Source organism: Silicimonas algicola, from assembly GCF_003148765.1.
GTDB lineage: Bacteria > Pseudomonadota > Alphaproteobacteria > Rhodobacterales > Rhodobacteraceae > Silicimonas > Silicimonas algicola.
Genome location: NZ_QGGV01000009.1, coordinates 128155 through 152431 on the forward strand (window position 1 = coordinate 128155; position 24277 = coordinate 152431).

25 protein-coding genes and 1 pseudogene are annotated in these 24277 nt (G+C 65.0%); 6 read left to right on the forward strand and 20 right to left on the reverse strand.

Translation table 11 applies throughout. The features are described 5' to 3' along the window. Positions 1-47 precede the first annotated feature (47 nt). The 9 genes and pseudogenes from C8D95_RS17230 to C8D95_RS17270 all read right to left on the reverse strand — a co-directional run bounded on the left by C8D95_RS17230 (position 48) and on the right by C8D95_RS17270 (position 9068). On the reverse strand, positions 48-929 hold the full coding sequence (locus C8D95_RS17230) for a DUF2167 domain-containing protein (protein ID WP_206508372.1): 882 nt from the start codon (positions 927-929) through the stop codon (positions 48-50). A gap of 103 nt (positions 930-1032) precedes the next feature. Continuing rightward, a complete protein-coding gene (leuB, locus tag C8D95_RS17235) occupies positions 1033-2139 on the reverse strand; it encodes a 3-isopropylmalate dehydrogenase (protein WP_109760442.1) in 1107 nt (368 codons plus the stop codon). 71 nt (positions 2140-2210) lie between these two features. Then, positions 2211-3056, reverse strand: a pseudogene (locus tag C8D95_RS17240) (endonuclease/exonuclease/phosphatase family protein). A gap of 128 nt (positions 3057-3184) precedes the next feature. Continuing rightward, on the reverse strand, positions 3185-4024 hold the full coding sequence (locus C8D95_RS17245) for a hypothetical protein (RefSeq protein WP_109760443.1): 840 nt from the start codon (positions 4022-4024) through the stop codon (positions 3185-3187). 254 nt (positions 4025-4278) lie between these two features. Continuing rightward, positions 4279-4887, reverse strand: coding sequence for a 3-isopropylmalate dehydratase small subunit (gene leuD, locus C8D95_RS17250; protein WP_109760444.1), 609 nt, complete (start codon positions 4885-4887; stop codon positions 4279-4281). A 117-nt stretch (positions 4888-5004) separates the two neighbouring features. After that, positions 5005-5721, reverse strand: a complete 717-nt coding sequence (locus tag C8D95_RS17255; protein ID WP_109760445.1) for a THxN family PEP-CTERM protein — start codon at positions 5719-5721, stop codon at positions 5005-5007. Between the two features lie 206 nt (positions 5722-5927). Next, a complete protein-coding gene (locus tag C8D95_RS17260) occupies positions 5928-6665 on the reverse strand; it encodes a THxN family PEP-CTERM protein (RefSeq protein WP_109760446.1) in 738 nt (245 codons plus the stop codon). Between the two features lie 137 nt (positions 6666-6802). Further along, positions 6803-8209 carry a 3-isopropylmalate dehydratase large subunit gene (gene leuC, locus C8D95_RS17265; RefSeq protein ID WP_109760447.1) on the reverse strand — a complete coding sequence of 469 codons (1407 nt, stop codon included), beginning with the start codon at positions 8207-8209 and terminating at the stop codon, positions 6803-6805. A gap of 316 nt (positions 8210-8525) precedes the next feature. After that, positions 8526-9068 (reverse strand): adenine phosphoribosyltransferase, encoded by a 543-nt coding sequence (locus tag C8D95_RS17270; protein WP_109760448.1) that lies wholly within the window; start codon positions 9066-9068, stop codon positions 8526-8528. A gap of 61 nt (positions 9069-9129) precedes the next feature. Between C8D95_RS17270 and C8D95_RS17275 the strand changes: the two genes are divergently transcribed. After that, positions 9130-9837 carry a DsbA family protein gene (locus C8D95_RS17275; protein ID WP_109760449.1) on the forward strand — a complete coding sequence of 236 codons (708 nt, stop codon included), beginning with the start codon at positions 9130-9132 and terminating at the stop codon, positions 9835-9837. Between the two features lie 54 nt (positions 9838-9891). Here C8D95_RS17275 and C8D95_RS17280 read toward each other — a convergent pair whose 3' ends face one another. Both C8D95_RS17280 and C8D95_RS17285 read right to left on the reverse strand, forming a co-directional pair. Continuing rightward, positions 9892-10764 carry an S-methyl-5'-thioadenosine phosphorylase gene (locus C8D95_RS17280; RefSeq protein WP_109760450.1) on the reverse strand — a complete coding sequence of 291 codons (873 nt, stop codon included), beginning with the start codon at positions 10762-10764 and terminating at the stop codon, positions 9892-9894. Between the two features lie 115 nt (positions 10765-10879). Continuing rightward, a complete protein-coding gene (locus C8D95_RS17285; protein ID WP_109760451.1) occupies positions 10880-11269 on the reverse strand; it encodes a hypothetical protein in 390 nt (129 codons plus the stop codon). A 347-nt stretch (positions 11270-11616) separates the two neighbouring features. Between C8D95_RS17285 and C8D95_RS17290 the strand changes: the two genes are divergently transcribed. Next, positions 11617-11964, forward strand: coding sequence for a DUF2794 domain-containing protein (locus tag C8D95_RS17290; RefSeq protein WP_109760452.1), 348 nt, complete (start codon positions 11617-11619; stop codon positions 11962-11964). On the opposite strand, the gene C8D95_RS17295 is transcribed toward C8D95_RS17290, so the two are convergent. Genes C8D95_RS17295 through C8D95_RS17305 form a run of 3 tightly spaced genes read right to left on the reverse strand, consistent with a single transcriptional unit; the run spans position 11961 to position 14583 of the window. Next, entirely contained in the window at positions 11961-12794 is an 834-nt protein-coding gene (locus C8D95_RS17295) for a C40 family peptidase (RefSeq protein ID WP_109760453.1), read from the reverse strand. The two genes, C8D95_RS17290 and C8D95_RS17295, sit on opposite strands and share 4 nt — an antisense overlap. Continuing rightward, the gene (locus C8D95_RS17300; protein WP_420902681.1) at positions 12791-14179 is read right to left on the reverse strand and encodes a leucyl aminopeptidase family protein; all 1389 of its coding nucleotides are present in this window, start codon (positions 14177-14179) and stop codon (positions 12791-12793) included. The genes C8D95_RS17295 and C8D95_RS17300 overlap by 4 nt, the downstream gene beginning before the upstream one ends. Before the next feature lie 59 nt (positions 14180-14238). After that, positions 14239-14583, reverse strand: a complete 345-nt coding sequence (locus C8D95_RS17305; protein ID WP_126918615.1) for a hypothetical protein — start codon at positions 14581-14583, stop codon at positions 14239-14241. A 149-nt stretch (positions 14584-14732) separates the two neighbouring features. Here C8D95_RS17305 and C8D95_RS17310 point away from each other — a divergent pair, with 149 nt between their 5' ends. Further along, entirely contained in the window at positions 14733-15383 is a 651-nt protein-coding gene (locus tag C8D95_RS17310) for a carbonic anhydrase (protein ID WP_109760456.1), read from the forward strand. Here C8D95_RS17310 and C8D95_RS22120 read toward each other — a convergent pair. The 6 genes from C8D95_RS22120 to C8D95_RS17335 form a co-directional block, all read right to left on the reverse strand. Further along, positions 15380-15535, reverse strand: a complete 156-nt coding sequence (locus C8D95_RS22120) for a hypothetical protein (RefSeq protein WP_164721762.1) — start codon at positions 15533-15535, stop codon at positions 15380-15382. The two genes, C8D95_RS17310 and C8D95_RS22120, sit on opposite strands and share 4 nt — an antisense overlap. Positions 15536-15567: 32 nt before the next feature. After that, the gene (locus C8D95_RS17315) at positions 15568-15786 is read right to left on the reverse strand and encodes a hypothetical protein (RefSeq protein ID WP_109760457.1); all 219 of its coding nucleotides are present in this window, start codon (positions 15784-15786) and stop codon (positions 15568-15570) included. 276 nt (positions 15787-16062) lie between these two features. Further along, positions 16063-17085, reverse strand: coding sequence for an aspartate-semialdehyde dehydrogenase (locus tag C8D95_RS17320; RefSeq protein ID WP_109760458.1), 1023 nt, complete (start codon positions 17083-17085; stop codon positions 16063-16065). Between the two features lie 70 nt (positions 17086-17155). Then, positions 17156-17755, reverse strand: a complete 600-nt coding sequence (locus C8D95_RS17325) for a DUF4276 family protein (RefSeq protein ID WP_109760459.1) — start codon at positions 17753-17755, stop codon at positions 17156-17158. 3 nt (positions 17756-17758) lie between these two features. Beyond that, on the reverse strand, positions 17759-18958 hold the full coding sequence (locus tag C8D95_RS17330; RefSeq protein WP_164721761.1) for an AAA family ATPase: 1200 nt from the start codon (positions 18956-18958) through the stop codon (positions 17759-17761). Positions 18959-19042: 84 nt separating this feature from the next. Then, positions 19043-19510 carry a BrnA antitoxin family protein gene (locus tag C8D95_RS17335; protein ID WP_109760461.1) on the reverse strand — a complete coding sequence of 156 codons (468 nt, stop codon included), beginning with the start codon at positions 19508-19510 and terminating at the stop codon, positions 19043-19045. A 164-nt stretch (positions 19511-19674) separates the two neighbouring features. On the opposite strand from C8D95_RS17335, the gene C8D95_RS17340 reads away from it, so the two are divergent. The 3 genes from C8D95_RS17340 to C8D95_RS17350 all read left to right on the forward strand — a co-directional run bounded on the left by C8D95_RS17340 (position 19675) and on the right by C8D95_RS17350 (position 24267). Continuing rightward, positions 19675-20142, forward strand: coding sequence for an RNA pyrophosphohydrolase (locus C8D95_RS17340; RefSeq protein ID WP_109760462.1), 468 nt, complete (start codon positions 19675-19677; stop codon positions 20140-20142). A gap of 53 nt (positions 20143-20195) precedes the next feature. Then, positions 20196-20681, forward strand: a complete 486-nt coding sequence (locus C8D95_RS17345) for a hypothetical protein (protein ID WP_126918614.1) — start codon at positions 20196-20198, stop codon at positions 20679-20681. Between the two features lie 394 nt (positions 20682-21075). Further along, positions 21076-24267, forward strand: a complete 3192-nt coding sequence (locus tag C8D95_RS17350) for an error-prone DNA polymerase (protein WP_249033330.1) — start codon at positions 21076-21078, stop codon at positions 24265-24267. Positions 24268-24277: the final 10 nt, after the last annotated feature.

Consider the following 24277-nt stretch of genomic DNA (forward strand, 5'->3'; position numbering starts at 1 on the left):
CAGAACGACACCACGCCGCCGTCGGCGTCAAGGCTCGAGCACCGATGTCAGCTTCGGCGGAAGGCGTTTTTCAGCCACACAAGCGGAAGCAGGAGCAGGATCCCGAATTTCTTCAGGAATAGAAGCCCGACCGCCAGGAACCCGGCCTTGGATGCCAGGACCTTGCCCGCAATCAGGCCCGCGACGCCGACCGCTGCGACCTGGTCAACCGATGGATCGAAGTCGGCATAGGTCTTGCCGTCGACGAAGGTGACCATGCGCGCGACATCGGGCAGCGCGGTCTTGATTGCGGCGAGCTGATCCATCCCGGCGATGAAGTTGACCGTCATGACGCCCTCGCGGCCCAAAGCCCGGAGCGAGTAGTTCAGAGAATTGGCGTCCGCGCCGCCGAACTTCAGCTCCATCGCCCAATGCAGCTTCCGCGACGCCTTGTCGTAGCGGGGCGGCTCGGCCCACCCCAGAAGCTCGAGTGTATCGTATCCGTCCGCGACGCGTTGCGCCGAGGCCACGCGGGCGTCGGCCTGCATCTCGCGCATGAGGGAGCTGTAGTCATAGTCCTCGGCATCGTCGTCCGACACATAGCCGATGGCGTCGAAGTTGATGTCCGCGCCCCAGACCTCATCGTCCCACGGTGTCATGCCGGCGGGAAACACCATGCCCAGGGTCTCGGCCTCGGGGTTACCCCAGAGGAAGGTCAGAACGACGTTCGCGTCCTGCGGGAAAAGATAATAATAGCCCTCCGGCACCTCGAGCCTTGCCTGCCCGCCCGGCAAGAGCACGGTGCCCTGCTGGTAGTCGAAGCTGCGCAGCGCCTCGTTCACCTCGGCGTATTCATAGCCCTTGTGGCCGGGGAACATCTCGTCGAACGTCTTCGCGTTCGCATGACCTGCGGTGGCCGCAATCACGGCGCAGGCGAAAATGGCTCTCATCGCTGAAGGTCCTTGGCAGAAGAGTCCTGCCGGACTTATCCACCCAAATCGGGCGAGCGTGCGACCGTGTGGCGGCACCCGAACGGCGCCGCCCGCGACCGGATCAAAGGCTGGCGGACAACTTCGCCACGACAGCATCGCCCATCTCGGCGGTCGACACGGGCGCCGCGCCGTCCTGTCCCAGAAGGTCGGCCGTGCGCAGGCCATCCGCCAGGACGGCGTTGACCGCCTCCTCAAGCCGCGTGGCCTCGTCGCCCTTGTCGAACGAATAGCGCAGCGCCATTGCGAAGGACAGGATGCAGGCGATGGGGTTCGCCTTGCCTGTCCCCGCGATGTCGGGGGCCGACCCGTGGACGGGCTCGTACAGCGCCTTCGGACGGCCGTTCGCCATCGGCGCACCCAGCGACGCCGACGGCAGCATCCCGAGAGAACCGGTCAGCATCGCGGCGAGGTCGGACAGGAGGTCGCCGAAGAGGTTGTCGGTCACGATCACGTCGAACTGCTTGGGCCAGCGCGTCAGCTGCATCGCACCCGCGTCGGCGTACATGTGCGACAGCTCGACGTCCGGATATTCGGCGTCGTGAACCTCCTGTACCACCTGGCGCCAGAGAACGCCCGACTCCATGACGTTCGCCTTTTCCATCGAGCAGACCTTGTTGCCCCGCTTCCGCGCCAGCTCGAAGGCCGAGCGCGCGACCCGCGCGATCTCGCTTTCCGTGTAGCGCTGCGTGTTGATGCCGACACGCTCGTTGCCTTCCTGGAAGATGCCGCGCGGCTCGCCGAAATAGACGCCGCTCGTCAGCTCGCGGATGATCATGATGTCCAGTCCGGCCACCACGTCCTTCTTCAGCGACGAAAAGTCGGCCAGCGCATCGAAGCACTGGGCAGGGCGCAGGTTGGCATAGAGGTCCATCTCCTTGCGCAGCCGCAGCAGCCCCCGCTCGGGCTTCACGCTGAAGTCGAGGACGTCGTACTTCGGCCCGCCTACCGCGCCCAGAAGCACCGCGTCGACCGACTGCGCGTGCTCCATCGCCTCGTCCGTCAGCGGGGTGCCGTGGACATCGTAGGAGGCGCCGCCGACCAGATCCTCGCTCACCTCGAACTTCAGGCCGCGCTTGTCGCCGAACCAGTCGATGACCTTGCGGACCTCGGCCATGACTTCGGGGCCGATGCCGTCGCCGGGCAGGATGAGAAGCGAGGGGGTGCTCATGGGGAAACGCCTTCCTGAATGGGTCGGACGGGGCCTAGCGCGGGCGTTCCATAGCGTCAAGCGGTGCCGGGTCAGGGCCGCGTCTCGACCTCGACCCAGACCAGCCGATGCCGTGAGGCCGTGCGCGCGGCAGCGTCTCTGGCGCCGTCGTCTTCGGGCCAGTGGATGCCGGCGCGGATCACCTCAAGCGTCGCGGACGGAAGCACGTAGTCGACCCTCAGCGCGCCGGGTCCGCCTTCGAGCTCCGTCCAGTCCGCGGTGATGCCTCGTGTGCCTTCCGGGTCTGTCAGGTCCGGCCGAGCCAGAAGATCGGCCAGCGCGTTCTTGTCCCCCTCGCCGCGCTCGGGGTCGGCGTTCGCATCGCCCAGAAGGACGAACCGCTCCGGGGGCGGCCCGAAGCCGGCGTCGAGGAACTGCGACTAGAACAGCGTCTCGTCCCTGTTGCGCGCCACGTTCCGCGCCTCGAAGGCGGGCGGCGTCGCGTGCCAGGCCAGAAGGTGCAGGCGCGTGCCGTCGGCCAAGATCAGGGGCACGTCCCAATGCCCTGTCGTCGACAGCCGCTGCGCCTCGGGCGTTCCGTTCGGCGCTCGATGTCCCGGCAGGTCGGTCCAGGAGAGGCCGGTGAAGTCCCTGACCTCCTCCATCGCGACAGGCCGCCGCGACAGGATCGCCATGCCGCCCTGTCCGGCGTACTCGCCCCAGCCCTGCGCATCGCCGGGCCCGCCCAGTCTCCCGTCGCCGTCCAGATCGAGACCGCTGTCCATCCCCCGGTTCGGTCGCAAAGCCAGCCGGTGCGGATAGCCTCCGACCTGATCCGCAAGTGCGTTCAGGGTCACGCCCCCCAGATCCCAGTCGATGTCGAGAAGCAGAACCGCATCCGCATCCACCTCTTTCAGCACCGCGACCACTGCGCCCACCTGGGGGTCGCCGTCCGACAGGATGGCCTCCAGCAGCAGGCCGGGGCCGTCGCGCGAAAGCTCGGTGTGGAAGGTGGCGATCTTCAGCCGCTCGGCCCAAACGGGCGCGGCGACGAGGCAGAGAAGGATCAGACCGGCAAGAGCCCGGCGTTGCCTTCGTCCTGCGACGACATGCGCCGCTTTTCCGTGATAAGTGCAGCGATCCGGCCCATGGCGATGCCGCGCATGAAGAGGGATGCCGGAAGAAATGCCCATGCCGCCACCGTCCAGATCAGCGTCTGCGGGCTTTCCAGCGTGACGGCGCCGAACAGCGCCGTCGCCGACTTGATGACCGCCGGCGTCAGGAATGGCAGTAGAAACCCTAAGGCGATGTTAAAGCGCGCGTCGCGTTCCAGCCGTTCCACAACGTCGCCGCCCGCCGTGGGGTCGAAGGTGGGCAGGTTGATCCAGACGTTGAAGCTGCCGCGCTGAAGCGGCCAGCGGTACATGCGCTGCACCACGACGAAGATCGCCAGGGTCGCCAGCGAGATGACATAGGCGATCCCGGCCGAGTCCCGGACAAGCTGGACGTGGCGCACCGACGCCTCGGGCGGCAGCATCAGCACGACGAGGCGTACCGGCGAATAGGGGAAATCGATCAGCCGTCCGACCGAGGCGCCGATGCCGTCGATGACCGAGGTGAGCATCGTCGGCGCGATCGAGCCTCGCGTGACAAGCGACAAGAGGATCACGGTGACGAACAGCGATCCGAAGCGGATGCGATTGAACGGCGGCGCATCGCGGAACTCGACGAGGCCCGGATAGGTCGAGGCGTATTCGAAGAAGGTGAGGCCCGCGCCGAAGATCGCGATCAGCGTGACGATCTGCGAGACATCCGTCGACATTCCCGGAAGGATCAGCGACGGCGTCGCGATCAAAAGAACCACGAGAAATGCACGGACCGCCGCGCCGACCAGCCGGTATATCACTGCCTCTGCCCCTTGTCGCGGCGCCGACCTTCAGGCCGGCAGGTCCGCTCGTCCGGTTCCAACCGTCCGGTCCGACGGTCTGCCATATTGTTGCCCCATTTCTGCCTTGTTGCGGACATCACAGCAATAACCTCTGAAAACTAAATGAATTTCTGGACAATTTCGTGTCCTGAATGGTGCGACATTGCATCAATAAAGAAACAAAAAAGGGCCACGCCGAAGAATGGCCCCGCATCTTGTGGTTGTCGGATCGATCAGACCCAGGGACGCTCCTGGCCTGCCTTTGCCTCGTAGGCGTCGATGGACGAAGCCGCGTTCTCGATCGTCAGGCCGATGTCGTCGAGCCCGTTCAGAAGGCAGTGCTTCTTGAACTCGTCGACTTCGAACGAAATGGAGCCGCCGTCCGGCCCGGTGATCGTCTGGCTCTCGAGGTCGACCGTGACGACAGCGTTGGCGCCCCGCTCGGCGTCGTCCATCAGCTTGTCGACGTCTTCCTGCGGCAGCGCGATGGGCAGGATGCCGTTCTTGAAGCAGTTGTTGTAGAAGATGTCGGCAAAGCTCGTCGAGATCACGCAGCGGATGCCGAAGTCCAGCAGCGCCCAGGGCGCGTGCTCGCGCGACGAACCGCAGCCGAAGTTGTCGCCCGCGACGAGGATCTGCGCATTCCGGTAGGCCGGCTTGTTCAGCACGAAATCCGGGTTTTCGTTACCCTCGCGGTCGAAACGCATCTCGTCGAACAGGTTCACGCCCAGCCCGGTACGCTTGATCGTCTTCAGGAACTGCTTCGGGATGATCATGTCGGTGTCGATGTTCACAAGCGGCATCGGCGCCGCGATACCCGTGAGCTTGGTGAATTTGTCCATCCGGCGGTCCTTTCCTGAAGCCGCAGCGTTTCTGCCCCACGAGGGGACAGGGCGCAAGGGCGCACGACAGACGAAAGGGCCCCGTGAGGGGCCCCTGATGTCGTCTTTGGGCCTGAGTCAGCGCCGCCTGCGCACCGCAGCAAGGCCTGCCAGACCGCCCAGCAGCAGAAGCGCCGTGCCGGGCAGCGGCACTTCGGGCGGGTTGTCTTCGCCGGGAAGCGTCCGGAAAACGCCCACCAGGGAGGCCGAGTTGATTGCGTTCTCGCGCGTCCAGAACTCGGTCAGCACGTCTCCGCCCCGATAGAACCCGAGGATATCGAGGACATAGCTCACCCCGTCGATGACGAAGCTGTCCGACTGGCCGAGGTTCAGCGTCGCCGTCACGCGGTCGGCGCAGCCTGCGGCGTTGACGCCCTGGCGGTTCCTCTCGCCGTTGGCGCAGGTGCGGGGGCTGTTGGCAGTCTCCCAATGCGCGAACGAGAAGACTGACGTGAACGTCCGGTCCAGCCCATCGACCATGAAACTGACAGCCAGGTCGGTCGTCTCGAGAAAGCTGCCCCTGATCGGATGGTTGAGGTGCTGAAAGAGGCCCAGGTTGAAGGGCGTCTCTTCCTCGGCATGGATCGTGCCCGGCGTCGGAGCGAAGGTGTATCCGCTCTTGCCCCAGCCCGTGCTTTTACCCCAGCTGATCCGCGACGTGCCTTGACCGCTGACGGCCGGGCCAGCGTTTTCCCAGATGCCATGGACTGACGTGATGTCCAGGGTGGCCGCGGATGCAGAGCCTCCCAGACAAAGCGCGGCACAAAGGACCGCGAAGAACCTTTGAAGTTTCATCTACCACCTACTCACGCGGCGCGACTCAGCGCGTCGCCGGAATTTCCACACACTAGTGACACAGTATGGCCACAATCGATCCATGCAACAACTGACCTAACCGTTGGTTAATGACCAACGGCAGATAGTGTCACCGAAAAGTGACGCCCTGTACGGCTGATAGGCGTGAGAAAGGACGCGGCGAAGGGACGCCGCGTTCCTGGATGTCAGCCTTTGCGCCGCAGAAGCGGCAGCGCCCCGAGACCGGCCAGAAGCAGAAGCGCGGTGGCGGGCAGGGGAACCTCGGACGGGGTTTCCGGATCAGGTCCCGGACCGGGCTGTTCGACGTCGGTCGAGAACACCGCCAGCAACTGCGCGGCGTTCGACTGGTTCTCGGTCGTCCAGAAATCCGTCAGCTTCTGGCCAAGGTACTGGAAGCCCATGATGTCGAGGACATAGTTCACCCCGTCGATGGAAAAGACCTCGGACCGGCCCTGGTTCAGGGTCGCCGTTACCAGGTCGGCGCAGCCGTTGGCGTTCACGCCCTGTGCGTTCGCCTCGCCGTTGCGGCAGCGTGCCGGGCTGTTCGGCGTCTCGTCGTGCAGGAACGAGAAGACCGAGACGATGGGGTTGGCCAAGCCAGCGATCTCCAGCGTTACACGCAGGTTCGCGCTTTGCAGGAAGCTGCCCCGGATCGGGAAGTTGTTGTGGGTGAAGGTGCCGATGACGAAGTCGCTGTCGCTTTCGACCGTGACCGGCGTTGCCGCATGGTCGAAGCTATAGCCGCTTCTCCGGGTCTCTGCGGGAACGCCCCAACTGATGTCCTCCGAGCCGATGCCGGACACCGTCGGGGTCGACGACGACCAGATGCCCGAAATCGAGGTGATGGTCAGCGAAGCTGCGGCCGCCGGACCGGCCACACACAGGGCCGCCGTGGCGATGGCCGCCATACGTGCAAGAAACATGTCTCTTCCTCAATGATGACGACGCGCTTGCTTGCGCGACTTGTTCTCATGAGGAACCAATTTATCAGAGTCCGTGCAGACTGTAGAGAGCCGCCGCGAAAGATTTCCGCGACGGCCTCAGCCGTGGCAGCGGCGCCTCACATCAGGTCGCGCACGTCGGTCAGCCGTCCGGTGATCGCCGCCGCGGCCGCCATGCCGGGCGACAGAAGGTGCGTCCGGCCCTTGTAGCCTTGGCGTCCCTCGAAGTTGCGGTTCGAGGTCGAGGCGCAGCGTTCGCCCGGCGCAAGCTGGTCCGGATTCATGCCGAGGCACATCGAACACCCGGCCATCCGCCACTCGAATCCGGCCTCCTGAAGCTTCTGCGCCAGCCCCTCTTCTTCCGCCTGAAGCCGCACAAGGCCTGAGCCGGGTACGATCATCGCGCGTAGGCCTTCCTTGACGCGCCTGCCCTCCATGATCTTCGCCACCTCGCGCAGATCCTCGATCCGCCCGTTGGTGCAGGACCCGATGAAGACCGTGTCGATTTCGATCTCCGACAGCTTCTGCCCCGGCGTCAGGCCCATGTAGTCCAGCGACCGCCGCGCGGCCTCGACCTTGCCGCCCTGGAAGTCCTCGGGGGCCGGCACGACGCCGGTGATCGGCAGTACGTCCTCGGGCGAGGTGCCCCAGGTCACGACCGGCGGGATGTCCTCGGCCTTGAGGCGCACGACCTTGTCGAAATGAGCGCCCTCGTCGGTGGTCAGGCTATTCCAGTATTCCAGCGCCATCTCCCACTGCCCCGCCTTGGGCGCATGGGCGCGACCCTTCACATAGGCGAAGGTCTTCTCGTCGGGCGCAATCAGCCCCGCGCGCGCGCCGCCCTCGATCGCCATGTTGCAGACCGTCATCCGGCCTTCCATCGACAGCGCCCGGATCGCCGAGCCGCGGTACTCGATGACGTGGCCCGTGCCGCCCGCCGTGCCGGTCTTGCCGATGACCGTCAGGGTGATGTCCTTGGCCGTCACGCCGGGGGCAAGGTCGCCCTCGACCTCGACCAGCATGTTCTTCGCCTTCTTCTGGATCAGCGTCTGCGTCGCCAGCACATGCTCGACCTCGGACGTCCCGATCCCGTGCGCCAGCGCCCCGAAGGCGCCATGCGTCGCGGTGTGGCTGTCGCCGCAGACGATGGTCATGCCGGGCTGGGTCCAGCCCTGCTCGGGTCCGACGATGTGGACGATGCCCTGGCGCGCATCGTCGATGTCATAGATCTCGATCCCGAAATCCTTGGCGTTCTGCCGCAGCGCCTCGACCTGGATGCGCGACTGCTCGTCCTTGATGCCCTCGAGGCGGGTCGGGTCGGTCGGCACGTTGTGGTCGGGCACCGCAACCGTCTTCTCGGGCGCGCGGACGCCGCGCCCGGTCATCCGCAGACCCTCGAAGGCCTGCGGGCTCGTCACCTCGTGGACCAGGTGGCGGTCGATGTAGAGGTGGCAGGTGCCATCCTCGGCGCGGTGGACGACGTGGTCGTCCCAGATCTTGTCATAGATGGTGCGGGGTGCGGTCATGGCGGTGTTCCTTGGCGGAGATGTGGCCCGAGGGCCGGACAGGGACGAAGGGCTGCCTCCGGGCTCAGAGCCCGGCCAGCACGGTCCGCCTCGATCCGTGAAAGCGCCACGGCAGGCGGGCACGATCGTCCATGTCGAAAAAACGCGTCATGCGCCGCGTGATACTACCCTGCGGCACGCAGAACAAGCGGCGTGAAACGCATCGCCCCGCCCAGGTGGGGGACCGGGCGGGGCGCAACTCGTGAGAGACACCTGATCTGCAGATCGTGCGCCCGTCCTAGGGGCCGAATCCTAAAGATCGCTTAAAATTCGACGATCACGCGCCTTCGAATTCGCAGAGGACATGCACGTCCATCCCCAGCGCCTCCAGCTTCCTGCGCCCGCCCAGATCAGGCAGGTCGATGATGAAGGCACACCCGACGATGTCGCCGCCCATCCGCTCGATCAGCCGGATGCCGGCCTCGCAGGTCCCGCCCGTGGCCAGAAGGTCGTCGACGACAAGCACCTTCTCGCCTGGCTGGATGGCGTCGTCGTGGACCTCCATCACTGCCTCGCCGTATTCCAGCGTATAGGCCTGCGTCAGCGTGGCGCCCGGCAGCTTGCCCTTCTTGCGGATCGGCACGAAGCCGACCGACAGCTGGTGCGCGATGGCGCCGCCGATGATGAACCCCCGCGCCTCGAGCCCCACGACCTTGTCGATGCGCTCTCCGGCATAGGGGTGCAGAAGCTGGTCGATGCAGATGCGAAAGCCGCGTGCGTCCGCGAACAGCGTCGTCACGTCGCGGAACATGATCCCTTCGTGGGGGAAATCCACGATGGTGCGGATGTAGTCCTTGACCGTCTTCTTCCGGTTGTCCATCGCCTGACCTATCCTGACGCCCGGGTCATCAAGACGGCTCGAACCGGGAAAGGCAATACGGTTGGACCGACGCAACGGGCTTCTCCTCCTCGCGATCCTCGCCGCCCTCGCGGCAGGCTGGCAGCTCTGGCTCGCGCAGGACGACGACCTCGCCTTCGCCCCGGTCGAGGGCCTGCCCGGCTGGCGGCAGGTCGCGTTCGACGGCATCACCGACCCCGGAGGCTCGGCCACCGGCGCGATCCTCGCCGGGATCGAGGCGACCGAACGGCGCGATCTTTCGCCCGCCGACCTCTGCGCCGTTCTCTACCCGGCGACGGGGCAGGGGGTCCCGGCCGCGATCTTCACCGACGCCAACTGCCCGAACTGCCGCAGCCTCGAGGCGAAGCTCGCCACCCGAACCGACCGCCTGGATCTCACCCGCCTCCAGCTCCCCCTTCTCGGTCCCGGCTCCGAGACCGCCGCAAAGGCCGAGATCGCCGCAGGCCTCCTCGGCGTCACGCTCGACGCCACACCGCGCGGCCGAGGCGCCGACGCCATGATCCGCCAGGGCGCCGTCTCCGCAGGCATCGACCCCGCCACCTTTGCCGAAACGATGGACAGCCCCGAGGTCGCCCGCACCCTCGCCACCCACGCCGCCGCCGCCGACACCCTCGGCGTCTGGGGCACGCCCGCGCTCACGCTCGGCACCACCCTCGTCATGGGAGACGTCCCGGCCGACACCCTCGACCGCCTCATCGCGCTCGAACAGGACCGCCCGCGCTGCCCCTGATCTTCATCGGTCCGCTAATATCCCGGGGAGCGCGAGGGGCAGAGCCCCTCGTTCCTAAAGCACCCGCCCCGCCACCGCGTCGAGCTTCGCCACGAACTCCGGATCCCGCGCCTCGGGCCGCGTCAGGATCGCATGGTCCAGCGCCCGGTCGCAGCCCTGCCCGCAGGCCGCCCGCTCGCCGGACAGCCGCCCCGGCAGACCCGCGGCCAATGCGCGGCCCTTCTCGGCATTCCCCATCAGCGTGCGGATGATCTCGCTCACGTCCACCTCGCCGTGGTCGGGATGCCAGGAGTCATAGTCCGTGATCATCGCCACGCTCGCGTAACAAAGCTCCGCCTCGCGGGCGAGCTTGGCCTCGGGCATGTTCGTCATCCCGATCACGTCGCAGCCCCAGACCTCGCGATACATCCGCGACTCGGCCAGGGTCGAGAACTGAGGCCCCTCCATCGCCAGGTACGTCCCGCCCCGATGCACCTTCGCCCCCGCCGCTTCCGCCGCCTCGGCCGCGACCGCGCCCAGCCGCGCACAGGTCGGATGCGCGACGCTCACATGCGCCACACAGCCCGTCCCGAAAAAAGACTTCTCGCGCGCGAAGGTGCGGTCGATGAACTGGTCGACGATCACGAAGTCCCCGGGCGCCATCTCCTCGCGGAACGACCCGCAGGCCGAGACGCTGACCACGTCCGTCACTCCAAGGCGCTTCAGCGCGTCGATGTTGGCGCGGTAGGGCACCGTCGTCGGCGAATGCACATGCCCGCGACCGTGCCGCGGCAGGAAAGCCATTCGCACACCGTTCAGCGACCCCGTCAGGATCCGGTCCGAGGGCTCACCCCAGGGCGTGTCCACCGCCACCCACTCCGAGCCCTCCAGCCCCTCGATCTCGTAGATGCCGCTGCCGCCGATGACGCCGATGACCGTGTCGTTCATGTGCTGTCTCCTGTCCCGTTTGGCCCGACTAGAGGGGTCGGGTGGGAGATTGGCAACTCACATGTCCGCGCCGTGGGACGCGCATCTGGCTGCGGGCTGGGCAGAGACTTGGCTGCTATCCCGTTACCCGCATCCGCTCGAATATTGCCTGAAGTGCAGTGATCTCATCCTCATCTAGGAGCTTTCTCAGATACCTCTCCGAAGCGCTCAGTTCGTCGAGGCAGTGCGCAACTTGCTCTGAGAAGTCACCTTTCGCGAACAGGTCGTAGTCCAATTGAGGAGCGCAATAGAACACTCCCTCCTTTAGATCGACTTCTGAGCGCGCGGGATAATAGCGTCTTAGCGTGGCATCCATGATTATGGGAATAAAACAAATCTTTACTTCCGACGAAGCCAGCGGCGAAAATGCCTGTTCTCGGCGAAAGGACTCCTCAAGGTATGTGCCGACACGGAGATACCGTTGAAAGACCCCGGCGCTGACTTCGCCTGTCCACGAAAACTTCATGTCGAAACCGTCTACCGTTTGCGAAAAGCGGTCAACTGTGGGTCCACTGGATGGCGATTTGGTCTCGCGTATAAGGCTTGACGACCCACGCCCACCTCCTAAACGCGAAAAACCCCCGCTTTCAACAAGCGAGGGGTCCCTCGTCTCGGTGTGGGGGTTCCCCGATGCCGCGGGCTGGGTGGGGGCTGTTGATTCCACGGTATCGGGGATAGCGTCTTTCGCTACATGATCTTGATGCCCTGCAACTTGGGCAACATGACGTCCGGCGCATCCCGGGGCAGAGGTTTTTTTGTGGCGAAGTTGCGGCGAGGCTTGATTCACTCCCCCCGCGGGGGCAGGATCCGCCCATGACGGTCCAGGACCCGACGCCCTTCCCGAAATCCAGCCCGGTGCCCGAGCAGGTCGCCTTTGATCGCCAGGAACTCAACGTCATCCTCGGCGTCTACGGACGCATGGTCTCGGCCGGCGAGTGGCGCGACTACGGCATGTCCTTCCTGCGCGAGGTCGCCGTCTTCTCGATCTTCCGCCGCACCGCCGAGGTGCCGATGTACCGCATCGAGAAGCGCCCGAAGCTCCGCCAGAAGCAGGGCATGTACGCCGTCATCGGCATGGACGGCCGCATCCTCAAGCGCGGCTCCGACCTCCGCGCCGTCCTCCGCGTCCTCGAGCGCAAGCTGATCCGCCCGGTCGACTAGCGTCCTGGTTTCAGCATCAGAAGCGGCTCGCCGACATCCGTCTTCTTGATCCGGTCGATGGCCTCTGTCAGCGGCTCGACCGCGACGGCCATGTGATGCGCGTTGGCGTGAACGATGAACACCTCGTCCGCCATCATCGCCACATGCCCCCGCCAGAACACCAGGTCGCCCCGCTTCAGCGCGCCATGTTCGAGGCTCGCCCCCTCCATCGCCATCTGCAGGTCGCTGTCCGGCGGACAGGCGCGCCCCGCGGCACGGAACGCCGCCTGCACGAGGCCCGAGCAGTCGATCCCGAACCCCGTGTTGCCACCCCAGACATAGGGCGTGCCCACCATCATGTGCGCCGCCGTCACCGGGTCCTCGACCTCGGACAGCGGCATCAGGTGGTTCGTCGGCACATAGAGCGGCCCCTCGGGCCCAGCGATCTCGGTCCAAGGCGTCGTCTCGCCCGTCACCGCCACCTCCGCCGACAGGTGCAGGTCAAGGATCGGCGGCACCTTGAAGCTGGGCGCGGCCCAGGCCCAGGTCGTGCGGATCGCCACCCGGTGCGTGGGCTCTGCCCCCTCCCACAGCGCGTCCGCCTCGACATAGCCGACATAGCCATCCTTGCGGCTGACCCCGAAGGCCGCCCGGTCGTTCTCCTCGAGCACCAGGAACGGATCGCCGAAGAGAAGCTGCCGGTCCACCGCCCCATCCGGGGCGCGCCGCAGCCAGGCCGTCCGCCGCAACTGCCGCGCCTCGCCCTCGACGAACCGCTCGGCCTCGACCTTGCCCTGAAGCGACACATGCGCCACCCGGCCGTTCGACGCGAGAAGCCGACGGTCGGTCATCCCAGCAACTCCGGCAGCGCGCGGTGCAGCGCCCGGATCGCCTGGCCCGTGCCGCCCTTGGGCCGGCCCGGCTTCGACACGGGCGTCCAGCCGAAGATGTCGAAATGCATGTAGCGCGGTGTCGCCGTCACGAAGCGCCGCAGGAACAGCGCCGCCGTGATCGACCCCGCGAAGCCGCCCGAGGGGGCGTTGTCCAGATCCGCGATCCCCGGCTCGATCATGGGCTCGTAGGCGTCCCAGAACGGCAGCCGCCACACCGGGTCGCGCACCTCGCGCGCCGCCCTTTCCAGCAGGCCCGCATCCGCGTCGTGGTCGGTGTAGAACGGCGCCAGGTCCGGTCCGACCGCCACCCGAGCCGCGCCGGTCAGCGTCGCCATCGACACGATGAGGTCCGGCGTCTCCTCGTCGGCCAGCGCCAGCGCGTCGGCCAGCACCAGGCGGCCCTCGGCGTCGGTGTTGTTGATCTCGACCGTCAGCCCCTTGCGGCTGTCGAGGATGTCGCCCGGCCGGAAGGACTCGCCCGAGACGGCATTCTCGACGGCCGGGATCAGAACGCGCAGCCGCAGCGCCGCGCCCTCGGCCATCAGGATCCGCGCAAGGCCCAGCACGTTCGCCGCCCCGCCCATGTCCTTCTTCATCAGCCCCATGCTGGTGCCGGGCTTCAGGTTCAGCCCGCCCGTGTCGAAGCACACGCCTTTGCCGACCAGCGTCAGGGCGGGTCCCGCATCTCCCCACCTCATGTCGATCAGGCGCGGTGCGCGCGGGCTTGCGCGGCCGACCGCGTGGATCATGGGGAAGTTCGCCTCGAGCAGCGCCTCGCCCTCGATCACCTCGATCTTCGCGCCGAATTCCTCGGCCAGCGCGCGGGCGGCAGCCTCCAGCTCGGACGGTCCCATGTGCGAGGACGGCGTATTTATCAGGTCGCGCGCCAGCGCCTCCCCCGCCGCGATCCGCTCCAGCCGTGCCGCATCGACACCCTTGGGTGCGACCAGCCGGGCCTTGGGTGGAGAGGCCGTGGCGAAGCGGTCGAAGACATAGCCCGCCAGAAGCCAGCCAAGCGCCGCTTCCTCCAGATCCGCACCGTCGAGCGACGATTCGAACGACCAGTCGCCCTCGGGCAGTTTGCCGCGCAGGTCGGCTGCGACGAAGCGCTTGCGCGCGCGATCCTTCTCGTCGCCCAGCCCGCCCGCAGCCGCGGCGACGGCCCCGTCCGGTCCCGGCATCAATACGACCTCGCCCGCCGCGCCGCGGAACCCGACGGACTCGACCCAGGCCCGCGCCGGCCCGTCCAGGGTTTCGATCCAGCGCGCGGCGTCGTCCTTGCGAACCAGGTGCAGGGGGCGCGCAGAGCGGCCCGCTTCGGCGAAGGTAAGGGCTGACACGATAGGGGTCCTCGCGTGGTTCGGCCGAAATCTAGGACGAACCGCCACAAGGGGAAACCCCGTCAAAGCTGGCGATAGCTTATTTCCAGAAGCGTCGCGAGAGACGCCTCGCCAAGCCGGACGAGACGCGCGACGACCGCCGCCAGCGCGACGTCGTCGTGACCCTTCACAAGCTCCAGCGCGCTGTCGGCGACCCGCGCAACGTCGGGCAATCCCGTCGCCCGCGCCAGACCGGCGACCGAGGCAAGCGTGCTCGACAGGCGCCGGAACTCGCCGGCGGACCAGGCGGCCTCTATCGCCGCGAGGCAGACGACGATCTCTTCCACGGCGTCCTCGGCCATTGCAGGCCGTTCGCCGCGCGGACCATCTCCCCCGGCTGAATAGATCGCGGGCATGCTGAGGCTCACGGCCTCCCGCGGACACAATACGGCTATCTTCTCGGTCACGTTTGATCCCTTTCACTCTACCCGGGCCCGGTGTACCTCGTCTGGGGAAAAGAATTCGTTGATGTCCGCCGAAGGCTGCGCGGCATTCGATTCAAATTCTGGAGAGCGCCATGAAGAACGCCCGCCCGCTGCCCAGCTACCTGGTCCAGAGATACCAGGGCTGGAAGGCCACGACCTTTGCAGAAAACCACATCTGGTATCGCCGGCTTGCCGAGGACGGGCAGCGCCCCCGCGCGATGATCGTGTCCTGCTGCGACAGCCGGGTCCACGTCACCTCGATCTTCGGCGCGGACTCGGGCGAATTCTTCATTCACCGCAACATTGCCAACCTGATCCCGCCCTACAAGCCGGACGGCGATCTCCACGGCACCTCGGCGGCGGTCGAATACGCCGTGACCGCGCTCAAGGTCGCGCACCTCATCGTCATCGGCCACTCCCAGTGCGGCGGCGTCGCGGGCTGTCACGCGATGTGTTCAGGAAAGGCGCCGGAACTCGAAGAGAAGTCCAGCTTCGTCGGACGGTGGATGGACCTTCTTCGGCCTGGCTACGAGAAGGTCGCCGACATGACCGACGATGCCCAGGCGATCCGCACGCTCGAGCACGAGGCCGTCAAGATCTCGCTGTCCAACCTGATGACCTTTCCGTTCGTTCGCGAGAAGGTCGAGGCGGACGAGATGACGCTCCACGGCCTGTGGACCGACATCGGCGAGGGCGGCCTGTCGCAGTACATCCCCGAGATCGACGCCTTCGAACCGATCTAGACGGACCGGCTGCTGCGGACCGAACTGAACACGGGCTTGGCGTTCTGCGGCAGCACCGTCTTCGCCAGGGCCTTGCCCGACGTCTTCAGAAGCTTGTTGTGGTCGGCGATGCGGCGTCGGGCCTTGGCGATCTCGGTCAGTTGCAGGGGCATCGTGTGTCCTGGGGTGAGTGTGGGGCGCGGACTCATGTCCGGGCCGCGTAGCAGAAGAACCCGCTGACCGTCTGCCGCTCCCGCCCCCCGGCGCGGCGCAAGGTCAGGGGAATCACGCGGCCCCTGATGTCGCAGGGCAGGGCCGGTGGCCGAAACTCGATCAGGCGCGACGACAGCGGGTCCGCCGACAACCACCGGCGTCCGTCGTCCCCAAGGGGTCTGGGCGCGCGGTCGGTCTGGTCCGGAGACATCGGCGTAATCCTCTCGTCCTCCTGCAAGAACTTCAGGCAATCGGCCGATTGAGGCAGCAATCGTCACGGATTGCGGCAGCTTTGTGGCGGCCGGGCGCGGCGGGACCGCCCCGGCTGCTCTCTAGGACAAATTGGTTAATGATCCGAACCGCATCGGCGAAATAGCCGACCCTGCGTCAACCTGCGCGGGAAATTTTCATCCCCGCGCCCGCCGATTTCCACCCCGGCGACAATCCTGCCCGGCGCACGGGGACCGTCTCCGATCCCCGGAAAGGCTCAGCCCTTCTTCAGCATCCGATTCCCCAGAAGCTCGGCGATCTGCACCGCGTTCAGCGCCGCCCCCTTCCGCAGGTTGTCCGACACCACCCAGATGTTCAGCCCGTTGTCGATCGTCGAATCCTGGCGGATCCGGCTCACGAAGGTCGCGAAGTCGCCGACGCACTCGATCGGCGTCACGTAGCCCCCGTCCTCGCGCTTGTCGACGACGAGGATGCCCGGAGACACCCGCAGGATGTCGCGCGCCTCGTCCTCGTCCAGGAACTCCTCGGTCTCGATGTTGATCGCCTCGGAATGCCCCACGAAGACCGGCACCCGCACGCAGGTCGCCGTCACCTTGATCTTGGTGTCGAGGATCTTCTTCGTCTCGGCCACCATCTTCCACTCTTCCTTCGTCTCGCCGGAATCGAGGAAGACGTCGATGTGCGGGATCACGTTGAACGCGATCTGCTTGGTGAACTTGGACGGACCCACGTGCGACGTCGGGTTGTAGATCGCCTTCGTCTGGTCCCACAGCTCGTCGATGCCGGCCTTCCCCGCGCCCGAGACCGACTGGTAGGTCGACACGACCACCCGCTTGATCCGCGCCCGGTCGTGCAGCGGCTTCAGCGCCACCACCATCTGAGCGGTCGAGCAGTTGGGGTTCGCGATGATGTTCCGCTTGGCATAGCCCTCGATCGCCTCGGGGTTCACCTCGGGCACGATCAGCGGCACGTCGCGGTCGTAGCGGTAGAGCGACGAGTTGTCGATCACCACGCAGCCCGCCTTCGCCGCCTTGGGCCCGTACTCCTTCGCGGCCTCCGAGCCGATGGCGAAGAGGGCGATGTCCCAGCCGGTGAAGTCGAAGGTGGCGAGGTCCTTGGTCTTGAGCGTCCTGTCGCCATAGCTGACCTCGCTGCCGAGGGATTTGCGGCTCGCGAGAGCCACCACCTCGTCGGCGGGAAACTGGCGCTCGGCCAGGATGTTCAGCATTTCACGGCCCACGTTCCCCGTGGCGCCGGCGACAACGACGCGATAGCCCACGTGCTTCTCCTGCGGTTGGGTCGGGCGCGTATAGCGTGAGGGGGAGGGGAGGGGAAGTCGCTTCTTAAGGCTACACTGCCAAGCGTTCGATCTCTTTGCAGAGCTTTTGGAAAGACCTACAAGCAACGCCGACGTTGTCCAAGTTAATTATTGCCGAGAATTTCTCCTGTTCGATCGTTTCAGAATAGCTTGCCTCCGGCACCATAACGTGTCTCTCAAAGTGTCCCTTCGCGTCCCTTACTGTTTCAGCATTTTGGTGATTCTGAGCGTTGTTGAGGATCAGTTTATGGTGCCGCAAATCCTCCGCACAACAGATGAACCACGCTTCATACTCACGATTGGCGGCGACGAAAGCGACGGGAACATCAATGCCAATCTCTTCAATGTAGATTTGAAATTTATCTTGTAGATCTTTGGGACAGTCGTCATCGGCATCTAAAAGAATTATGATTCCACCCCTGCCAGCCCCGTCTAACACCTTGCCACGACCCAAGCGAACTGCTTTTGATAGCTCCTCGCCGAAAAGAGCAATTCGTGACCTTGCCATTCGGTAGGGAGCTTCGACCAAAAAATCAAAGATCCCCAAGCGTTCGTACAATATTCGCCGAACCAGAACCGGTAGAGCCCGTTCTTCCCCGTGGCCCTCGACTATAAGAAAGATCTTTCCCATTCTTTAGCTCGAGAACAAGTCTGACTGCTTGAGCATTCTATCTGAGGCGTTCTCAGGGGAGAGCTGATTGGTCCGCAATAGTTCTCCTGCAGTTAAAAGACTTTTCCGCATAGCCTCCCTGGAGGCGCTGTCAGCATTACCAATCCAAGACTCGTTTCTTTCGCTAGTAACAATAAACAAGTTCTCTTCGTCTATGCCTTCGTGATCCAGAAGCTCAGGGCTATGGGTCGTCAGTAATATCTGCCTACTCTTCGAGGCTTCAATAATAGCGTCCATTAACACTGCTGCTGCGCCCGGATGAATTGTACCTTCCGGTTCCTCGACGCCAATAAAGGGCGTCTGCCCTTCAGCGAGCACCTCCCTATGGAAAAGTGCAGTCAAAACGCCAAGAGACCTAAGGGTGCCATTGGACATATTTAGTGCATCAAACTTCCACGGGTGCTTGCTATTTTGAACGAATTGCTGAAACTGTATAGTCTCCGTGGGTCCCAAAGATTTCGGTTGAACGCCAACAACGCTACTCACAATTTTTTGAAGGTATTCACCGATTCTATCGTATGTTTCTGAAGATGAATCTGACAATCGCCTGAAAACAGAGGCTAAGTTCTGGCCTGACGGCGACAAAACGTCTCCCGCTTCGTGAGGCTGCGGATATCGAAAATCCTCAGGATTAATGTCATAGATTGAGATGCCAGCGAGGGCATCAAAAAGCAAATCGAAGGGTCGAAGGCCAGAAACGCTGGTGAGAAAAAGTCTATCAGGTCGGACATCAGGTTTGGCGCCTGAGATTGTAAACTTGTTCAAATCTCCTCGTTTAATCTCATACTCCGCGACGCCGATGCCGTCGCTTTCCGAAATCGCGGCTCTCTCCCTACTCACTTCAAAGCGGCCGCCTGGAGTTGCTGATATTTCAAACGCAAAGAATGCGTTTAGCCCACCGCTCAAATTAACAGAAAACGACATGCCGAAATTGTTCGGATGCCCTTCAGATCGCCTTCGAACTGCACCGAGTCCGCCACGGTTTCGTATTGCTGTTTCCAAAGTTGAGTTGCAGGCATCGGATACAAATGAAAACGAGTCCAGGAAATTGCTTTTGCCCGCGCCGTTTACTCCAACTAACGCACACAGATCTGTTAGGCGAACATCACAACTGGCTATACTCTTGAAATTTCGCAGTCTGACTCTATTAATCAAAATGCCCATCATTGCACTCCCGACGCCGAGCGACATTAGTGAAAATGCATGGAGAAGCAAGTGTGTGATTGGATTCTCGACGCCCCCACCCCCCTAAGCCTTCCCCGCCTTCGCGTCCCTCACCCCCTCCTCATAGGCCTCGTGCGCCCTCAGCCACTCGTAGTGCTTCTCCAGCCGCCCCGTCGGGTCCTCGCGGCGGCGCTCCTCGAGGGTGCGCATCATGTAGTCGGCCATGTCCCGCTGCGACTGGACCTTCTGCGAGATCTTCAGTTGCAGCCACAGCTCCAGGATCCGGTTGATCCGCGCCTGGTAGCCCTTGCCCATGCTCCTGAACATCCGCACCACCGTCCGGTCGAGGTAGAGCGTCACCTTCTCCTTCGGCCCCTCGACGTCGAGGTCCAGCTCCAGCGTCTCCCAGGCCTCGGGCACCTCGTCGCGGGCGAACTCGGCGATGCCGCGCGCGCTCTCCATCGACTGGATGAAGGCCAGCTTGTACAGCCGCTCGGTCGCCAGCCGTTTCGTCTTGGGGCCCTTCGTGGCCATCCATGTGGTCGTCTCCATCGCGGGTCTCCTCGTCGTGTCAGGGGGCAGGATCGCCGCGTCGGGTTAACGCCGCGCGATGTCGCCGCGCGCGCCCCGATCCGGCACCGACGCGATACCGACGTGATACCGACGCGATACCGATAGCCGTTTTCCCCCCTCCCGAACCCCTGTATCACTCCCCCATGACCGCCGATCTCCCCTACCGCCCCTGCGTGGGCGTCGTCCTCGCCGACGCGAAAGGCCGCGTTTTCGTGGGCGAACGCGCCGACACGCCGGGTGCCTGGCAGATGCCCCAGGGCGGGATAGATCAGGGCGAAACCGTTGAAATTGCAGGACTTCGTGAGCTGGAGGAAGAGACGGGAGTGGCCCCCGCGCTGGTCGAAGTCGAGGCCGAGACCCCCGTCTGGATCCGCTACGACCTGCCGCCCGAGTTGCTCGGCAAGGTCTGGAAGGGCCGCTACAGGGGTCAGGAGCAGAAGTGGATTCTCCTGCGTTTCCAAGGGGTTGACGCCGACATCGACATCACCCGCCACCACCGCGAGTTCGCCCGCTGGCGCTGGTCCACCCCCGACGAAGTCCTTGAAAACATTGTCCCCTTCAAGCGCGACGTCTACCGGCAGGTTCTCGCCGCCTTCCGTGATCGGCTCTGAAAACCCTTGAAACACAGGGACTTGAGCCCTATCTGACCCCCGTGCGGGGAGACATGAAAGGACACATGATGCTCCGGATCGCCACCCTTTTCGCCCTCGCCGCCACCCCCGTCTCGGCCCTCTCCTGCCTCCCCCCGGACCCCGTGAGGATGTACGAAGCCGCCCGCGATTCCGACGAAACTTTCGTTATATTCAAGGGGCATAGCGTCGGCACCGCCCAGATCCGCCTGCCGCCCCGCAACGTCCCCGACGCCAGCGCGATCAGCCGGATCCGCATCGAAGGCGCCTCCCTCGGCCCCACCGGTTTCTCCGATCCCGTCGAGGCCCAGGTCTCCCTCGTCCTCGACTGCACCAACATCTGGTGCGCCGACCCCCCAGATCTCTCCGGCGAGTTCCTCGCCGCCGTCCAGGCCACCTCCCAAGGCCCCGTCATCACCGTAAGTCCTTGCGCCGACAATGTTTTGCCCGCAACCGAAGACGGCGTCGCCCGCCTTCTGGCGTGCCACGCAACAGGCGACTGCCGCGCCCCTCTGCCCTGATGTGTCCTGTGTTCCTTCTGAGGGAAGAGACGCCCGCGGGGTCCGGTCAGAACCATGGGGACGAGGATTAGGTTTTCCTCCCGACCCCGCGAACGTGCACCCTTAACCACCCTCACTCATCACACCCACCCTCACGCTTTCGCGTCACTGGTTACCTCGCCTCCACGGGCTGTCACAGACCTGCAATTGGCCACCCGTCGGCGTTGAAATACGATCTCAAATCAAGGTCTTCACTTGCGACCCACGAACACCCTGCGCCCTGGTTGCCGTTGGGTCAATCGGGGGTCCCCGGCCTTGCGTGAGCCTATCGTGAAACTGTTGGGGTGCCCGTGAAGGGATGCCGTGAAGGCGAACTGGCAATGAGAACAAAACATGAATATCATCCCCGCATGACATGGATTCGCCTTTTGCCGCCTCTCTTGCGACCCGGGTGCGAGGGACTCGGATGAGCTTTGCCGAACTCTCCGCGACGTCAAACTTCACCTTCCTGACAGGGGCCTCCCACCCCGAGGAGTACGTCGACCGCGCCGCGCTTCTCGGCCTGTCGGCCATCGCCATCGCGGACGAGAACTCGGTCGCGGGGATCGTGCGCGCGCATGCACGGGTGAAGGAGATCGCGCGCCAGGTGCGCGAGCGGCAGGAGGCCGCCCTGATCGGTCCCCCGGTTCCCGTCACGGCTTGGGAGGTCAAGCAGCAGGTCTACGAAAGCTATCCGGGCGGCAAGGCCCGGCAAAAGCACGGCACCCTCTCGTCGGTCGAGACGACCGAGCCGGGCACGCCCGTCGCAGGGTTCGAGACGCGGGTGGCGCCTCCTCCTCCGCTCGACGCCTCGGCGGCGATCCTGAATGTGCCGCGTCTCGTGCCCGGCGCGCGGATCGTGCTCGAGACAAGGTTCTCGGTCACCGCGCTGCCGAAGGATCGCGCGGGCTGGGGAAGGCTCTGCCGGCTGATCTCGCGCGGGCGACTGCGGGCCGAGAAGGGATCATGCGTCCTGCGCCTCGACGATCTTGTGGAATTCGGCGAGGGGCTGGCGCTTCTGATCCACCCGCCGGGCCGAGACGGGCGCAAGGGATGGCGCGACCAGGTGCGGCGACTGGCGCGGGCCTTTCCCGGTGACTGCCACCTTATCCTCTCGCCCCGCTACGACGGGCAGGACGCCGAGAGGTTCGACAAGCTGGCGTCGCTGGCGGATGGCCTTGGCCTGCCAACCGTCGCCTCGGCCTGGCCGATCATGCACCACGGCGCGCGTCGCCGTCTCGCCGATGTGCTGACCGCCGTCCGGACGGGCGTGAAAGTCGACCAACTCGGTCGGTCCGCGCTGGCCAACGCCGAGCAGAGGCTGCGGACCGAGGACGAGATGCGCCGCTTTCTCGGTTCCCATGCCGAGGCAGTCGATCGTGCCGCAGCCCTGGCCGAGAGCCTGACCTTCTCGCTGGACGAGCTGCGCTATGAGTATCCCTCCGAGGTCTCCGACGGCGAGACTGCCCCGGACCGCCTGCGCCGCCTGTCGATGAAGGGGCTGAAATGGCGCTATCCCTCGGGCGCGCCGGATCATGTCCGCAAGCTTCTTGAGCACGAGCTGACGCTGATCGCCAAGCTGCGCTACGAGCCCTACTTTCTCACCGTCCACGACATCGTCGACTTTGCCCGTTCGCGCGGCATCCTCTGTCAGGGCAGGGGCTCGGCGGCGAACTCGGTCGTGTGCTATTGCCTCGGCGTCACTTCGGTCTCGCCCGAGATCGGCACGATGGTCTTCGAGCGCTTCGTGTCGGAAGCCCGCGACGAACCGCCAGACATCGACGTCGACTTCGAGCACGAGCGGCGCGAAGAGGTGATCCAGCACATCTACGAACGCTACGGCCGCCACCGCGCCGGACTCTGCGCGACGGTCATCCATTATCGCGGCAAGCGCGCGATCCGCGAAGTGGGCAAGGTCATGGGGCTGACCGAGGACACGATCAGCGCCATCTCCTCTCAACTCTGGGGCTTCTTCGACACCAGCGGAATGGCGGACAAGCAACTGCGCGAGATCGGGCTCGACCCGACCGACAGGCGGCTGGCGCAGACCCTCGACCTGATCTTCCAGATCCAGGGGTTTCCCCGGCACCTGTCGCAGCACGTCGGCGGCTTCGTCATCACGGAAGGACGGCTGGACGAACTGGTGCCCATCGAAAACGCGACGATGGAAGACCGCACCGTCATTTGCTGGGACAAGGACGACATCGACGCGCTTGGCATCCTGAAGGTCGATGTATTGGCGCTTGGAATGCTGTCCTGCATCCGCAAGGCGTTCGACCTGATCCGCGGGCACCACCAGGCAGACTGGACGCTGGCGACGCTCCCGCCCGAGGACCCGGACGTCTACGACATGCTGTGCCGGGCGGACTCGCTGGGCGTGTTTCAGGTCGAGAGCCGGGCGCAGATGAACTTCCTGCCCCGGATGCGGCCGCGGACCTTCTACGATCTGGTGATAGAGGTGGCGATCATCCGGCCCGGTCCGATCCAGGGCGACATGGTGCATCCCTATCTCCGCCGCAGGAGGGGAGAGGAGAAGGTCGAGTTTCCCTCGGATGAGCTTGGCCGCGTCCTGGGCAAGACCCTGGGCGTGCCGCTGTTCCAGGAGCAGGCGATGCAGATCGCCATCGTGGGCGCGGGCTTCACCCCGGAAGAGGCCGATCGCCTGCGCCGGGCGCTGGCGACCTTCAAGAAGCACGGCAACGTATCCGAGTTCCGGACCCGCTTCCTGAAGGGGATGCGCGCGAACGGATACGAGGACGACTTCGCCGAGCGCTGCTTCAGCCAGATCGAGGGCTTTGGCAGCTACGGTTTTCCCGAAAGCCACGCCGCCAGCTTCGCGCTTCTCGTCTATGCCTCCTCCTGGCTCAAGCACCATCACCCCGGCATTTTCGCCTGCGCGCTCCTGAACTCACAGCCCATGGGATTCTACGCACCGGCCCAGATCGTCCGCGACGCCCGTGAGCACGGCGTCGAGGTCAGGCCTCCCTGCATCAACGCCTCGACTTGGGACAGCGCGATGGAGCCGGACCGGAAGGGGGGCCTCGCCCTGCGGCTGGGGTTCCGTCAGATCAAGGCGCTGCGTGAGGAGGATGCCTCCTGGATCGTCGCCGCGCGCGGCAACGGCTATACCTCGGTCGAGGACGTCTGGCGCCGGGCCGGGGCCGATCCCAAGTCGCTGCGCGTGCTGGCCGAGGCCGATGTCTTCGCCTCGCTTGGCCTAAACCGCCGTCAGGCGCTCTGGTCTGCTGCCGCGCTTGCTTCCGAGAAGCCGCTCCCGCTGTTCGCCGGGGACCTGGACGGAGAGGGGATCGTCGAGGCGCTGGCGGACCTGCCTGCCATGACCATGGGCGAGGAGGTGGTCGAGGACTACGTCGCCATGAGGCTCACGCTACGCGCGCACCCTATGGCTTTCCTGCGTCATCGACTGACCCCGGGCGCCGAGCCGCTCGAACCCGTCGAGGGCGCCGTCTTCCATTCGGGGTTCGACCGGGCGACCGGCCTCATGCGCACAGACCTGTGGGGGGCGGAAGGCGCCACGGATCCGCGTCGGGAAAGCAAGGTGCATTGACGCACCGGAG

What these genes read in the sequence shown, in the direction of transcription:
- C8D95_RS17230 (WP_206508372.1), bottom strand. Translation starts at nt 929, where the DNA reads ATGAGAGCCATTTTCGCCTGCGCCGTGATTGCGGCCACCGCAGGTCAT.
- leuB (WP_109760442.1), bottom strand. Translation starts at nt 2,139, where the DNA reads ATGAGCACCCCCTCGCTTCTCATCCTGCCCGGCGACGGCATCGGCCCC.
- leuD (WP_109760444.1), bottom strand. Translation starts at nt 4,887, where the DNA reads ATGGACAAATTCACCAAGCTCACGGGTATCGCGGCGCCGATGCCGCTT.
- C8D95_RS17255 (WP_109760445.1), bottom strand. Translation starts at nt 5,721, where the DNA reads ATGAAACTTCAAAGGTTCTTCGCGGTCCTTTGTGCCGCGCTTTGTCTG.
- C8D95_RS17260 (WP_109760446.1), bottom strand. Translation starts at nt 6,665, where the DNA reads ATGTTTCTTGCACGTATGGCGGCCATCGCCACGGCGGCCCTGTGTGTG.
- leuC (WP_109760447.1), bottom strand. Translation starts at nt 8,209, where the DNA reads ATGACCGCACCCCGCACCATCTATGACAAGATCTGGGACGACCACGTC.
- C8D95_RS17270 (WP_109760448.1), bottom strand. Translation starts at nt 9,068, where the DNA reads ATGGACAACCGGAAGAAGACGGTCAAGGACTACATCCGCACCATCGTG.
- C8D95_RS17280 (WP_109760450.1), bottom strand. Translation starts at nt 10,764, where the DNA reads ATGAACGACACGGTCATCGGCGTCATCGGCGGCAGCGGCATCTACGAG.
- C8D95_RS17285 (WP_109760451.1), bottom strand. Translation starts at nt 11,269, where the DNA reads ATGAAGTTTTCGTGGACAGGCGAAGTCAGCGCCGGGGTCTTTCAACGG.
- C8D95_RS17290 (WP_109760452.1), top strand. Translation starts at nt 11,617, where the DNA reads ATGACGGTCCAGGACCCGACGCCCTTCCCGAAATCCAGCCCGGTGCCC.
- C8D95_RS17295 (WP_109760453.1), bottom strand. Translation starts at nt 12,794, where the DNA reads ATGACCGACCGTCGGCTTCTCGCGTCGAACGGCCGGGTGGCGCATGTG.
- C8D95_RS17310 (WP_109760456.1), top strand. Translation starts at nt 14,733, where the DNA reads ATGAAGAACGCCCGCCCGCTGCCCAGCTACCTGGTCCAGAGATACCAG.
- C8D95_RS22120 (WP_164721762.1), bottom strand. Translation starts at nt 15,535, where the DNA reads ATGCCCCTGCAACTGACCGAGATCGCCAAGGCCCGACGCCGCATCGCC.
- C8D95_RS17315 (WP_109760457.1), bottom strand. Translation starts at nt 15,786, where the DNA reads ATGTCTCCGGACCAGACCGACCGCGCGCCCAGACCCCTTGGGGACGAC.
- C8D95_RS17325 (WP_109760459.1), bottom strand. Translation starts at nt 17,755, where the DNA reads ATGGGAAAGATCTTTCTTATAGTCGAGGGCCACGGGGAAGAACGGGCT.
- C8D95_RS17330 (WP_164721761.1), bottom strand. Translation starts at nt 18,958, where the DNA reads ATGGGCATTTTGATTAATAGAGTCAGACTGCGAAATTTCAAGAGTATA.
- C8D95_RS17335 (WP_109760461.1), bottom strand. Translation starts at nt 19,510, where the DNA reads ATGGAGACGACCACATGGATGGCCACGAAGGGCCCCAAGACGAAACGG.
- C8D95_RS17340 (WP_109760462.1), top strand. Translation starts at nt 19,675, where the DNA reads ATGACCGCCGATCTCCCCTACCGCCCCTGCGTGGGCGTCGTCCTCGCC.
- C8D95_RS17345 (WP_126918614.1), top strand. Translation starts at nt 20,196, where the DNA reads ATGAAAGGACACATGATGCTCCGGATCGCCACCCTTTTCGCCCTCGCC.
- C8D95_RS17350 (WP_249033330.1), top strand. Translation starts at nt 21,076, where the DNA reads ATGGATTCGCCTTTTGCCGCCTCTCTTGCGACCCGGGTGCGAGGGACT.